We start from the raw sequence: 13,437 nt of genomic DNA on the forward strand, positions 1-13,437 counted from the left end.
TGCTCTGCTTGAACTCGGCATCACCTTGCTTGTTCAGCTGTGTTTGCGCCGACTGGCAAAACGCACCACCAAGGACATGTGGATCCGGATACGCTATGCGCTTCCCACAGCGTTGTTGAAAGGTATGGAGCAGTTGAACGAGCAATGGATGACAGCGGTTGTGGATGCCTTGAGCGACCTGCAGGCAGCAAGGGTGGCTCAGGGCGCGGTGCTTGAGGCCCTGGTTGCTTCGCATCCATCTCCGGTGCTGCTGATGCGTTGTTGGGATCGCCTTTCCTCCTCCTTGGTTGCGACCGTTTCGCAACACAAGGCCTCCTCGACAATGGCAAAGCCGATCGAGGCGTATACGCTTGAGCAGTTGGCAGCGTGGACGGATCGGATGGAGCGCTGTTTTCCCCAGGCCAGAGGGCAATCCTAGCCCGGGCTACTGTAAGGCAGCGCTTGCCATTCCGCTCGATGCGCAGCACCTGGCCATCCAGTGCGTAGCGTAGTCATACGCCGCGCCTGGATCAGCGAAGGCGACAATGAGCAGTCGCCAGCAGTGCTGCGTGCTGGCGCCGGACGCTAGCCGGCCGTCAAGCTCCTGTTCTGAGCCTTGGCGGCTATCAGCGTTGCGAGACAGGGCGGGCAGTCTGCATTGACGTGCTGGAGCTTACTGACGCATGCCAATCGCCAAACGATTGAATGCAGCCATCAGCGCGATGGCAAAACTCAGGTCAGCGATCTCGGCGTCACTGAAATGGGCTTTTAGAAGAGCAAAGTCATCGTCAGGGGCTCGGCTGTTTGCAATATCTGTCAATGACTCGGTCCACCCCAGGGCCACGCGCTCACGTTCGCTGAAATGCGGACTCACCCTCCACCCGGCCAGGCTGTCCAACTCGATGCGCTGCTGGCGCAGGCCGCCCAAGCACACGGACTGCCACTCCAGGCATTGAGCAGTTGGCGAATGCGCCCCTCATCGTCGGGCGGTTTGCTGATGGGATTCTCAGGCTTTGCAACGCGAGAACAAGCGTACGCCTCGGTTCAACGGCTACGAGCAGCACTGGATGACGTGTGGGCGCCTGCAGGGCCTAGCGGTCGTGCTGCATCGCCCCGGGCCTGAAGCACTTTGATCAGCGGCCACCCTGGAAGCGGAAGGTGAAGCGCATGTTCGACGTGGAGGCCGTTGCCGAGTCTGCTGGTGGGGCAGTGGCGTCGACCAACGTCAACTGGCCATCGGCCACAGCCACCGGAACGCCAAGCGTGAGATCGATCTGTTTGGACCAGCCGCCGCCGAGCACGGTTGCCCTGACGATCAGCCGGCCCGCCACGACGCACTGCACCTCGGCCGGGCAACGGCTGTCTTCGATGACGCGGTCGGGACGAATCTTGGGGCCATCGACCGCCGCGATTTCTCCCAGCCGCACCGGGCCTTCGATGGGCTGGCTGGTGATGGGGCCAGCTGCCGCGCACGCGGCAAGCCAGGCGACCAGAAGCGTTGCAAGCATCAGCGTGCGGAAGGGGCGGAGGCGTTCCATTGCGGCAATCATGCCCGTGTGTTGTGGAGATGCAAGCTGATGGCGTTGGTGCGCTGCACGAACGTGGCGACCACATCAATGCGATGCAGCGTCACTTCGCCGTGACGCGCTCGCGCAAGTGCGCAGCATTGCGCGAGCGCAGGCAGCAACAAGGCCAGTCACTAAGGATCGCGCTACCCGGCCAGTCAGATCACCGAGGCATTGACCTTGAACACCTCGACCGCCTGCGTCAGCTGGGTCGAATGCGCTTCCAGCGAACGGGCTGCCGTGCTCGCGGCTTCGACCAGGCTGACGTTCTGCTGGGTGGTTTCGTCCATCTGGGCGATGGTCAGGTTGACCTGTTCGATGCCGCCGGCCTGTTCCTGCGAGGCGGCGGAGATGTGGCCCATGATGTCGGTGACATGCTGGACGCTGGTGACGACCTCGCCCATGGTGGTGCCGGCCTTGTGCACCAGCGTTGCACCGTCGGCGACGCGCTGCACGGAGTCGTCGATCAGGCGTTTGATCTCCTTGGCGGCGTCCGATGAGCGGTGCGAGAGGGTGCGCACTTCCGAGGCCACCACGGCAAAACCGCGGCCTTGTTCACCGGCGCGTGCGGCCTCGACGGCGGCATTGAGCGCGAGGATGTTGGTCTGGAAGGCGATGCCGTCGATGACCGAGATGATGTCGGCAATGCGCCTGGACGAGGCTTCGATGCCGGACATCTGTTCGATGACCTGGCCAACCACGTCGCGTCCCTCCGAGGCAATGGCGGCGGCGCCCAGCGCGAGCTGGTTGGCACGGCCGGCGTGCTCGGCATTCTGCTTGACGGTGGAGGTCAGCTCTTCCATCGAGGCGGCGGTTTCTTCCAGGCTGGCGGCCTGCTGTTCGCTGCGGCGGGACAGTTCCTGGTTGCCGCTGGCGATGTCTTCGGCGGCAAAGCCGATGCTGTTGGAGGTGGTCTGGATATGCGTGACGATGTCGGTCAGGCGATGCACGGTGCTGTTGGCATCGTCGCGCATGGAGGCGAACACGCCGTGGAAGTTGCCGGTCATGCGCACGGTCAGGTCGCCATCGGCGATGCACCGCAGCAGGTCGGAAAACCTGGCCAGGTTGGTGTCGGAGGTGGCCATCATGGTGTTGAGGTTTTCGACCATCAGGCGGAAGTCGTGTTCGAACTTTTCCGGCTGGCCGCGCAGCGCGAAGTTGCCGGCGCAGGCAGCCTGGGTGAGCTGCTGGATCTGCGCGTTGATGGCGCGCAGGTTCTGTTTGACCTGCTGCATGGTGGCGGTGATGGCGGCCTTTTCGCCGGGGTATTGCTCGATTTCGGGAGCCAGGTCGCCGATGGCGTAGCTGCCCATGACCTCGGTCATGCGCAGCTGGGTCTGTACGTGCGCATGCACCAGGGCGTTGGTGTCCTGCACCATGTGCCCGTATTCGCCGGGGAACTGCTGGGCGTCGGTGCGGTAGCTGATCTCGCCGGCATCGTGGCGGGCCGCCATGTTGCGTTGGGCGGAGATCACATCCTGCAGGCGGCGCTGCATCTGTTGCATGGCGCGCAGCAACTGGCCGGATTCGTCCTTGCTGGTGGGCAGGTCCTGGCTGCGCAGGTCGCCGTCGTTGATGCGCTCGGCCAACCGCAGCGATTGGCGCAAGGGCAGCACCACGCTGCGGGTCAGCAACCACGCAATGGTGGCGCCCAGCAGCAAGGCGATGACGGTGGAGACCACCATCAGCATTGCAAAGCCGCGCGCGGTGGTCACCGCGTCCTTGGCGGCCGCGCGGTTCTTGGCTTCCTGCAGGTCGATGAAGGCGTTGATGCTGGCCAGCCAGGCGACGAAGGCGGGGCGCGCCTGCTGCAGCAGGCGTTGTTCGGCATGCGGCTTGTCGGCGCCATCGCGGAACGCGCGCACCTGCGCGATCAACGGCATGGTGCGCTGCTCGATGGCCTTGATCCGCTGGAGGATGGCCTTTTCTTCCGCGTCCGTGGAGGCCGCGATCATGTCGTCCAGTGGCTTGGCGGAGCGGGCGTAGTCCGCGGCGAGCTTGTCGATCGATTGCTCTGCCGTGCGCCGGTCTGCCGGGTCGTCCAGCAGCACGACATCGCGCAGGGCGATCGCGCGGTCGTGCACGCTGCCGCGGAAATTGATTGCATAGCGTTGCTTGACGCTGTTCACTTCGTTGATGGCGGTGAGCTGCTGGTCGATGCTGCGTACGCGCTGGATGCCGACGACGGTGAGGATCACCATCAGGACAATGATCGCGAGGAAGCCGAGGGCCAGGCGCTGACCGATGCGCAGATTCGAAAGCAGGGACATAGGGAGTTTGATCGGTGATCCGGCGAGCGGAAGAGCGGGGGAGAATCCCAGCAACAGCTGGGAGGCGATGCGCCCGGGACACCGATGGGGTCGGCAGCGTTGCCGCTGCACGAAGGATGTCTCGACCTGTTCGTTAGCGGCCTGCGTCAGCGGAAATGAAACCGCCGGCGGTGGCAGGATTCATCCACGGTTGGCTTCGCAGTGCCGTCAGCCATGGCGATCAGAACGCAAGCCAGCGGTCGCGGCCGCAGCGCAGCGCTTTGGTGCCGGTCAGCGCCGGGGCAGAAGCGGATTCAGGCACGGCAAGTGACCGAGGCGTGGAGACGGCCGCGGCGCCGGTGCTGCGGCCGATGGCAGGCGTCGATCAGCATGCATCGTGCCGCCACCGCAGCACGGCCGCCATCCAGGCGGCCTCAGTCATAGCGCGACAGGTCCGGCGCCTTCATCGACGGCGTCATCAGCTTGGCGGCAATGTTCTGGACGCTGGGCTGGCTGGCGAATTTCAGTGCGCCGTGCAGCAGCTGGATGCCGAGCCGGCTGTGCGGATTCATCAGGCGCGGGCCGATCTTCGGCACGCCCTGGCCCTGTTCCACCATCGGCCGCATGGCGTCGGCGTAGGCGGCGAGGGCCTGTTCCAGTGTCGCGGCACGTGCGATCTCGTTGGCCAGCACGTAGCCGCCGGTGACCGCCAGGGTGGCGCCGATGCCGGCCAGCGGGGTTGCGCACCAGGCGGCGTCGCCGGTCAGCACGACGCCGCCGGCGTGCCAGCGCGGCATGCGCACCTGCCGCAAGGCATCGAAGTAGAAATCGTCGGTGGTGTCCATGCCGTCCAGCACCCGCGCAGCCTGCCAGCCGGCGTCGGCGAAGCGTTCGCGCAGATAGGCCTTCTGGGTCGCCAGGTCCCAGTCCTGCTCGCCCTCGGGGGCTTTCTGCAGCGACAGCATCGCGCGCGTGGTGCCGTGCTGGTCCGGGCGCAACGAGATGCTGCGCCCGCCGGTGGTGTGATACCAGCGCCACAGGCGGTCGTCGTCGGCGGTGCGTGCGATGGTGAAGTAGGCAATGGTCAGATCCATCCAGCGCGGGTCGTTCTCGCCGGGAAACACCAGCTCGCGTGTGGCCGAGCCGACGCCTTCGGCGACGATGACGGCATCGAAGCGCTCGCTGCGTCCGCTCTGGAAGCGGACGGTGGCAGCCTCGCCGTCGTCGTCGATGCTGGCGATGCGGTCGCCGAACCGGTACTCGGCCGTCTGGCGTGCGGCGTCGTAGAGCAGGCGGGCGAGGTCGCCGCGCAGGATTTCCAGCTCTGCGGTCGGGCCATCGCCATCGATGTCGTCGGTCTTGAAGGTCGCCACCGCATGGCCGTGGTCGTCGACCCAGGCAGTACCTTCCTCGCCGGTGCCATGATCGAGTGCGGCCTGCTCCAGGCCCATGCGCTGCAGGACCTCGCGGCCGACCCCGCGCACGTCGATGTTCTGGCCGCCATCGCGAAACTGCGCGGCCTGCTCGACGACGCTGACGTCGAATCCCTGCCGGGCGAGCGCCCAGGCCACGGTGTTGCCGGCGACGCTTGCGCCGGTGATGAGGATGCGACGCGGCATGACAGATCACCCGAAAGAAGAAATATCAGAAGTGATATTACATGCCCTGGTCGCGCTGCTCCAGGTTGGCGATCAGGCGCTGCATGAACGCGACAGTCTGCTGCGCCTCCTCGGGGGAGAAGTCCTTCAGCGCATCGGCATTGAGATCGATCAGTATCTTGCCGCCGATCTCGGCGATCTTGCGCCCGCGCGGCGTGAGCGAGACCACTGCGGCGCGGCGGTCCTGCGGCGCCGGGGCGCGCTCGATCAGCTGCAGGCCCTCCAGCTTGTCCAGCAGGGCCACCATTGCCGGCTGCTTCACTGCCGAGTCGATCACCAGGTCGCGCTGCAGCATCGGCCCTTTCCAGGACAGCAGCATGATCGGCCCGATCAGTGCCAGCGACATCCCATGCGGGCGCAGTTGCGCATCCACCAGACGGTTGAAGACCCGCGCAGCATGGTTGGCCAGATACCCCGGTGCGACCGCAGCCAGCGGGTGAATGAGTACGTCGCGATCCTGCATCTGCGCTACCGTGCCACGCCTTTCGGCCATCTCGCGATTTTATCCGGGCACGCGCACCGCCGGGCATCGCCGGCGCGCCGCGGCGCGGCATCCATGCCGGCTGCCGCGGCAACACGCCAGGGTGGGGCCGGCGCGCAGTCGGCAGGCATCGTCACCTGAGTGTTGTAACGTAGGCGGGCGCTGCACGCCTTGCAGGGCGCCACCGGCAACGCCGGATGGCGTTGGCAGGTGCGGCCGGCATCTCGGCCCGTTCCGTTCCTGCCAGCCGGCGCTGCGCGGCGTTTGATCCTGGTTCTTCTTCAATGGTTCGTCAAAGATGCTTGTTTGGGTGATTGGTAAGCCGGCCGCGCACCGCGTTGCGCATTGTCCGCATGACGACTGCCGCCGGGCGGCAGCGCGCCTGGGCACCACGTGAGCGCGCCGTTTCCGTATGGCGACAGCGCCATGGCGCAGGCCGTGCGCGCCTACGACTGGGCCGTAACACCGCTGGGGCCGACCACGCAATGGCCGTCGCCGCTGCGCAATGCGGTCAGCCTGATGCTCAGCTCGCCGGAAAGCATGTATGTGGTGTGGGGCGATGCGCTGACCTTCTTCTACAACGATGCCTACACGCCGATCCTGGGGCCGCGGCAGCCGCATGCGCTGGGTGCGCCGCTGCGGGAATTGTGGGCCGATGCCTGGGAGGCGGTACGTGCGCCGATCGAGGCCGCGTTCGCGGGGCGCGCCTCGCGCTTCGAGGAAGTGCCGATCGGCATGAACCGCTACGGCACGCCGGAAGACACCTGGTGGACATTCTCGTTCTCGCCGATCTATCTGGACGATGGGCGTGTGGGCGGCGCGTTCTGCGTCACCAACGAAGTCACCGACCGCAAGGTGGCGCAAAACCGGCTTGCCGATGAGCACGAGCGGCTGATCCGGTTGTTCGAGCAGGCGCCGATGTTCATGGCGTTTCTGAGCGGTCCGCAGCATCGGGTGGAGTTCGCCAACCCGTGCTATTCGCGCCTGATCGGGCACCGCGACGTGATCGGCAAGCCGCTGGCCGAGGCCCTGCCGGATCTGGTCGAGCAGGGGCATCTGCATCGCCTGGACGAGGTGTACCAGTCCGGGCGTGCCTATGCGGCCAATGCGCTGGCCTACAACGTGCAGGCCGAGCCGGGCGGCCCGGTGGAGCGACGCCTGCTGGATCTGGTCTACCAGCCGATCGCCGGTGCCGATGGCACCGTCTCCGGCATCTTCGTGCAAGGCCTGGACATCACCGACCGCATCGGCCTGGAACGCGCGGTGCGCGAGGCGGAAGTGCGCAACCGGCAGATCCTGGACAGCGTGATGGACTACGCGATCATCGCCACCGACCTGCACGGCCTGGTCACGTCCTGGAACGAGGGCGCGCAGCGCATTCTGGGCTGGAGCGAGGCCGAAATGCTGGGCCAGACCCTGGAGCGCACCTTCACCCCGGAAGATGTGGAGCGCCGGCAGATCCTGATCGAGGCGGCGGCGGCGCTGGAAAGCGGCAGCGGCATGGACGAGCGCTGGCATGTGCGCAAGTCCGGCCAGCGTTTCTGGGCGAACGGGTCGCTGATGGTGCTGCGCGACGAAACCGGTGCGGCGATCGGCTTTGTCAAGGTGCTGCGCGACCGCACCGCCGAGCGGCTGGCCAGCGAAGCCCTGCGCGAGAGCGAGCGCCGGCTGGATGCGCTGGTGCGCGCGTCCTCGCAGTCGATCTTCTCGGCCAGCGCCGACTGGCGCGAGCTTCGCCAGCTGGTTGGCGAGGGGGCGCTGAGTGATGCGCTCTCGGCAAGCTTGAACTGGCAGCAGGAGATGGTGCACCCGGACGATCGCGCGCGGCTGGCCGAGGCCATTGCGCATTCGATCGTCAACAAGACCGGGCTGGATGTGGAATACCGCGTGCTGGATGCCGATCAGCGGGTGGGCTGGACCCTGATGCGCGCGATCCCCTTGCTGGACGAGCGCGAGCAGATCGTGGAGTGGTTCGGCACTGCGGCCGACATCACCGACAAGCGGCTGGCCGAACAGCAGCTGCGCCAGCTGACCGAAACGCTGGAAGAGCGCGTGCGCGAACGCAGCGCGGCGCTGCTGCTGGCCGAGGAAAAGCTGCGCCAGAGCCAGAAGATGGAGGCGGTCGGCCAGCTGACCGGCGGGCTGGCGCACGACTTCAACAATCTGCTGACGGCGATCAGCGTCGGTCTGGAGCTGTTGCAGACGCGCATCGAACAGGGCAAGTACGACCGCCTGGAGCGCTATGTGGAAATGGCGCAGTCCAGCGCCGCGCGCGCCACCGCACTGACCCAGCGGCTGCTGGCGTTTTCGCGCCGGCAGACCCTGGCGCCGACCGCGCTGGAGGTGCAGGCACTGGTGCAGGGCATGCACGACATCATCGCGCGCACGCTGGGGCCTTCGATCGCCTTGCAGCTGCGCCCTGCAGCCGACCCGTGGAAGGTGCTGGTGGATGCGCCGCAGCTGGAAAACGCGCTATTGAACCTGTGCATCAACGCGCGCGACGCGATGCCCGATGGCGGCGAGCTCACCATCGCCGTCGCCAACCGGGTGCTGGACGCCGGCGCCGCCCAGCAGCTGGACCTGCCGATCGGCGAGTACGTGTGCCTGAGCGTGCAGGACACCGGCACCGGCATGAGCGCCGATGTGATGTCCAAGGTGTTCGAGCCGTTCTTCACCACCAAGCCGATCGGGCAGGGCACCGGTCTGGGCTTGTCGATGATCTACGGATTCACCCGCCAGTCCGGCGGCCACGTGCGGATCGATTCGGAGGTGGGCATCGGCACCACCATGGCGCTGTACCTGCCGCGCTTCGATGGCGTGCTGGCGCAGGACGAGGCAGTGCCGGCGACCGAGCAACCGCTGCGTTCCACCGCGCCAAGCTGCACGGTGCTGCTGGTGGAAGACGAAACCGCGATCCGCGTGCTGATGTCCGAAGTGCTGAGCGAAGCGGGCTACCGCGTCATCGAGACCGCCGAAGGCAGCGCCGCAGTGGAGCGCCTGCGCTCGCAGGAGACGATCGATCTGCTGGTGACCGACGTCGGCCTGACCGGTGGATTGAACGGACGTCAGGTCGCCGACGCGGGGCGGCAGTCGCGGCCGACGCTGCCGGTGCTGTTCGTCACCGGCTACGCGGCAACCGCGGCGGTGGGCGCCGGGCAACTGGAGGACGGCATGGAAGTGCTGACCAAGCCGTTTCTGGCCGTGGACCTGGAACGTCGCGTGGCACAGTTGCTGGAACGCAAATCGCACTGAGGCCTGCGTGCAGGCTTGGCGATGATTGGGTCGGGGTTGCTTACAGCGCGGTCTGCACGATGCCCAGCAGGTCGCGCAACGAAAACGGCTTGGTCAACAGACGCATGCCGGTATCGAGAAAATCCGCACGCTTGGCGATGGACCCGGCATAGCCGGTCATGAACACGATGGGCAGGGCGGGATATAGACGGCGCGCATTGTCGGCAAGGTCGCGCCCGTTCATGCCGGGCAGACAGATATCGGACAGCAGCAGATCGAACGGACGCGCCTGGTTGAGCTGCTCCAGCGCCTGCTCGGCGTCTGGCGACACGATGACCTGGTAGCCCTCGTCACCCAGGATATCTGCGGTCATCGCACGAATGGCATCGTCGTCTTCGACCAGCAAGATACGGGCGTTACATGATGCGTGGTTCACCGCAGTCCTCGAGCGATCGCAACCATGCGATGCACTTCAGGTGCAACGCTAGGCCCACGCGCGTGACGAACGTGTCGGAACTGTCATAAAGCGCGGCGCAGGTCACAGCACGCTACCGATATCGCGGGGGCTCAGTTCGCGCCAAGCAAGCTGATCGATTCAGTGGCGCGCAGCGGGCAGTGATGCGCCCGTGATAAATTTAAGCCTATGGGAAATCTGAAGCCGATGATCGCAAACCGCATTACGACTGGTACGACGGGGCTTGACACCATCCTGCGCGGCGGCCTGCCGCCCAATCGCCTGTACCTGCTGGAGGGCCAGCCGGGCTCGGGCAAGACCACCGCATCGCTGCAGTTCCTGCTCGATGGCGCTGCCAAGGGCGAGAGCTGCCTGTACGTGACCTTGTCGGAAACCATCGACGAGCTCAACGAAGTGGCCGCCTCGCACAACTGGTCGCTGGAGGCGCTGCATATCTTCGAGCTGGCATCGGCCGAAGCGTTTCTGGGCGATGGACGCCAGCAGTCCATCCTGCATCCGTGGGAAATGGAGCTGGACGGCACCATTAAGCTGATCCAGGCCGAAGTGGACCGGGTCAAGCCGACGCGTGTGGTGTTCGACTCGCTGTCCGAGTTGCGCCTGCTGGCGCAGGATTCGCTGCGCTACCGGCGTCAGGTGCTGGCGCTCAAGCAGTTCTTTGCGCCGCGCAACATCACCGTGTTCCTGGTCGATGACCTCACCGGCGAGAACGGCGAACGCGATGCGCATCTGCACAGCCTGTGCCATGGGGTGATTTCGCTGGAACGCATGACGCTGGATTTCGGCGCGGCGCGGCGGCGCATGCAGGTGCAGAAGTTGCGTGGCGTGGATTTCATCGCCGGCTACCACGACATCACCATCACCACCGGCGGCATGCGGATCTTTCCGCGGCTGATCGCCTCCGATCACCATGTGCCGTTCATCGGCGATGCGGTGTCCAGTGGCGTGGCGCGTGTCGATGCGCTGCTGCACGGGGGGCCGCTGCGCGGCACCAGCACCCTGTTGACCGGGCCTGCCGGTTCGGGCAAGACCAATATCGCGCTGCAGTATGTGACCGCCGCCTGCGAGCGCGGCGAGCATTGCTGCATTCTGGAGTTCGACGAGCGCACCGGCACCTTGCTGACGCGGGCCGAGAGCCTGGGCATGGATCTGCGCAAGTATCTGGACGCGGGCCTGCTGGAACTGCATCAGATGGACCCGGCCGAGCTGACCCCGGGCGAGTTCGCCTGGGCGGTGCGCGCCAGTGTGGAACAGCGCAACTGCCGCGTGCTGGTGATCGACAGCCTCAACGGCTATCTCACCTCGATGCCGCAGGAAAAGCAGCTGATGCTGCAGATGCACGAGCTGCTGTCCTACCTCAACCAGAGCGGCGTGACCACGTTCCTGGTCAATCCGCAGCACGGCCTGGTCGGCACGATGTCCACCGGCAACCTCAATATCTCCTACATGGCCGACACCGTCATCCTGTTCCGCTTCTTCGAGGCGCAGGGGCGCATCCGCAAGGCCGTGTCGGTAATCAAGAACCGCAGCGGCGCGCATGAGGATTCGATCCGCGAGTTGCGCATCGGGACGGGCGGTATCCATCTGAGCGAGCCGCTGGAGAAATTCCACGGCGTGCTGACCGGTACTCCGCATTTTGTTGGGGACGACACGCCGTTGCTGGATCGTCCACTTGACTACCTGTGACCCGGATGGGTCCATCGTCCACATCATCGCGCCGTTCGGCCGCGATGCGGAGAGCATTGCCGGCATCGTCGGTCAGCGCGGACTGACGCGCCGGGTGTATGGGTCGCTGGCTGCGCTGGCGGACGACCTGCTCGATGCCTCCGGCGTGGTGGTGTTGACCGAGGAAGCGGTGGGCGGGGATCTGCGTCAGTTCTCGCATGCCCTGCAGAGCCAGGCCGCCTGGTCGGATATTCCGTTCGTGCTGCTGCGTGCGCCGCGCGGCAGCCACAACGGGCGCCAGGCCACGCTGCCGGCGGAAGTGACCAACGTCATCGAGCTGGAACGGCCGCTGAGCTCGTCGTCGTTGTTGAGCGCGATCTCCACTGCGTTGCGCTCGCGCCAGAAGCAGTTCGTGATTCGCGACCAGATGGCGCAGTTGGCCGAAAGCAAGACGGCCCTGATGTCGAGCGAGGCCGAGCTGCGTCGCGTCACCGACGCACTGCCGGTGCTGATTGCCTTCATCGACAAGGATCTGGTGTACCGCTTCGCCAACCGCTCGTATGAAGACTGGATCGGCATCCCGCCTGCCGAGGTGATCGGGCGGTCCATGGTGGATGTGGTGGGACCGGCGATGGTGCAGCAGCGCCGCGCCTGGATCGAGGCCGCACTGGCCGGGCAGGCGTTGACGGTGGAGGCCAGTTGGCCGCACGCCGACGGACGCCGGCGCGATGCGGAGATCCGCTACATGCCGCGCCTGGATGCGGACGGCCAAGTGGACGGCTTTCATGTGTTTGCCACTGACATCACCGCGCGCGCGCTGGCGCTGGAATCGATCCAGCAGCAGGCCAGCCTGCTCGAGGTCAAGGTGGCCGAACGCACCGCCGAGCTGCAGCAGCAGATGCTGGCACGCGAGTCCAGCGAAGCGGCATTGCGCCAGGCGCAGAAGATGGAGGCGGTGGGCCAGCTCACCGGCGGCATCGCACACGACTTCAACAACATGCTGACCGGCATCCTGTCGGCGCTGGATCTGGCGCGCCTGCGCATCGACCAGGGCCGCACCGAAGGGCTGGGCCGCTTTCTGGATGTGGCGTCGGCCTCGGCCCTGCGCGCGGCCGCACTGACGCAACGGCTGCTGGCGTTCTCGCGACGGCAATCGCTGGAAGCGCGGCATCTGCATCTGAACGACCTGGTGGTATCGCTGCAGGAATTGCTGGCGCGCACGCTGGGCGAATCGGTGCATCTGGAAACCGATCTGCAGGCCGACCTGCCGCAGGCGTATGTCGACGAAAACCAGCTGGAAAGCGCGCTGCTCAATCTGGCGATCAATGCCCGCGACGCCATGCCCGACGGCGGGCAGTTGCGCATCGCCACCCGGCAGTTGCAGGTCCAAGCGCAGCCGCTGGAACTCGGGCGCGGGGTGACGCTGGCGCCGGGCAATTACGTGGTGGTGTCGGTGACCGACAGCGGCGCGGGTATGCCGGCCGACGTGCTGGAGCGTGTGTTCGAACCGTTCTACACCACCAAGCCGATCGGGCAGGGCACCGGCCTGGGCATGTCGATGATCTACGGCTTCATGCAGCAGTCCAACGGGCAGGTGTGGGTGGAGTCCGAGCTGGGCAAGGGCACCACGGTGAGCCTGTATCTGCCCGCCGGTCTCCATCCGCAGGCGCTGTCGCCGCAACCGCAAGCCGGTGCCGTGGTGTCCGGACGCGGCCAGCAGGTGCTGGTGGTGGAAGATGACGAACAGGTGCGGCTGCTGGTCACCGAACTGCTCAACGAGTTGGGCTATGAAGCCGATGTGGTGGCCGACGCCGATGCGGCGCTGCCGATCCTGGCTTCGCAACGGCGCATCGATCTGCTGGTGACCGATGTGGGCCTGCCCGGGCTCAACGGGCGCCAGTTGGCGGAGATCGCGCGGCAGTCGCGGCGGGATCTGCCGGTGATCTTCATGACCGGCTATGCGGAAACCGCGCGCGATCGCGGCGAGTTTCTTGCCGACGGCATGAGCATGATCGCCAAGCCGTTTACGCTGGGCGAGTTCAGCGGAAAGCTGCACGAGGTGTTGGGGCCGTCGGCCTGATGGCGTTGGGCGGTCAATCGCGCCTGACACCACGACGGCGCTGCCGTCGGCTGGCAC

The 13,437-nt window shown here is 66.0% G+C and carries 10 protein-coding genes; 4 read left to right on the plus strand and 6 right to left on the minus strand.

The genetic code is table 11. The features are described 5' to 3' along the window. Positions 1 to 25: 25 nt before the first annotated feature. A complete protein-coding gene (locus AC1PLS_RS08670) occupies positions 26 to 418 on the plus strand; it encodes a hypothetical protein (protein WP_374057720.1) in 393 nt (130 codons plus the stop codon). 234 nt (positions 419 to 652) lie between these two features. Here the strand turns inward: AC1PLS_RS08670 and AC1PLS_RS08675 are convergent, their stop codons facing one another. The 5 genes from AC1PLS_RS08675 to AC1PLS_RS08695 form a co-directional block, all read right to left on the minus strand. Beyond that, positions 653 to 907, minus strand: coding sequence for a carboxymuconolactone decarboxylase family protein (locus AC1PLS_RS08675; protein ID WP_209271846.1), 255 nt, complete (start codon positions 905 to 907; stop codon positions 653 to 655). A gap of 205 nt (positions 908 to 1,112) precedes the next feature. After that, the gene (locus tag AC1PLS_RS08680; protein ID WP_481104389.1) at positions 1,113 to 1,529 is read right to left on the minus strand and encodes a hypothetical protein; all 417 of its coding nucleotides are present in this window, start codon (positions 1,527 to 1,529) and stop codon (positions 1,113 to 1,115) included. A gap of 173 nt (positions 1,530 to 1,702) precedes the next feature. Beyond that, positions 1,703 to 3,814, minus strand: a complete 2,112-nt coding sequence (locus AC1PLS_RS08685) for a methyl-accepting chemotaxis protein (RefSeq protein ID WP_481104390.1) — start codon at positions 3,812 to 3,814, stop codon at positions 1,703 to 1,705. Between the two features lie 413 nt (positions 3,815 to 4,227). Next, positions 4,228 to 5,412: an FAD-dependent monooxygenase gene (locus AC1PLS_RS08690; protein WP_481104391.1), complete on the minus strand. Its 1,185-nt coding sequence runs from the start codon at positions 5,410 to 5,412 to the stop codon at positions 4,228 to 4,230. Between the two features lie 37 nt (positions 5,413 to 5,449). Continuing rightward, entirely contained in the window at positions 5,450 to 5,914 is a 465-nt protein-coding gene (locus AC1PLS_RS08695; RefSeq protein WP_481104484.1) for a MarR family winged helix-turn-helix transcriptional regulator, read from the minus strand. 444 nt (positions 5,915 to 6,358) lie between these two features. Between AC1PLS_RS08695 and AC1PLS_RS08700 the strand changes: the two genes are divergently transcribed. After that, the gene (locus tag AC1PLS_RS08700) at positions 6,359 to 9,184 is read left to right on the plus strand and encodes a hybrid sensor histidine kinase/response regulator (protein WP_481104485.1); all 2,826 of its coding nucleotides are present in this window, start codon (positions 6,359 to 6,361) and stop codon (positions 9,182 to 9,184) included. A gap of 40 nt (positions 9,185 to 9,224) precedes the next feature. Here the strand turns inward: AC1PLS_RS08700 and AC1PLS_RS08705 are convergent, their stop codons facing one another. Then, complete coding sequence (locus AC1PLS_RS08705) at positions 9,225 to 9,569, minus strand: response regulator (RefSeq protein WP_102252252.1); 345 nt, start codon at positions 9,567 to 9,569, stop codon at positions 9,225 to 9,227. 237 nt (positions 9,570 to 9,806) lie between these two features. Between AC1PLS_RS08705 and AC1PLS_RS08710 the strand changes: the two genes are divergently transcribed. Both AC1PLS_RS08710 and AC1PLS_RS08715 read left to right on the plus strand, forming a co-directional pair. Continuing rightward, positions 9,807 to 11,321 (plus strand): ATPase domain-containing protein, encoded by a 1,515-nt coding sequence (locus AC1PLS_RS08710; RefSeq protein WP_024940164.1) that lies wholly within the window; start codon positions 9,807 to 9,809, stop codon positions 11,319 to 11,321. Next, positions 11,308 to 13,380: a PAS domain-containing sensor histidine kinase gene (locus AC1PLS_RS08715; protein ID WP_065032359.1), complete on the plus strand. Its 2,073-nt coding sequence runs from the start codon at positions 11,308 to 11,310 to the stop codon at positions 13,378 to 13,380. Before AC1PLS_RS08710 ends, AC1PLS_RS08715 begins: the two co-directional genes overlap by 14 nt. Positions 13,381 to 13,437: the final 57 nt, after the last annotated feature.

This window comes from Xanthomonas sp. NCPPB 3218, assembly GCF_056725185.1.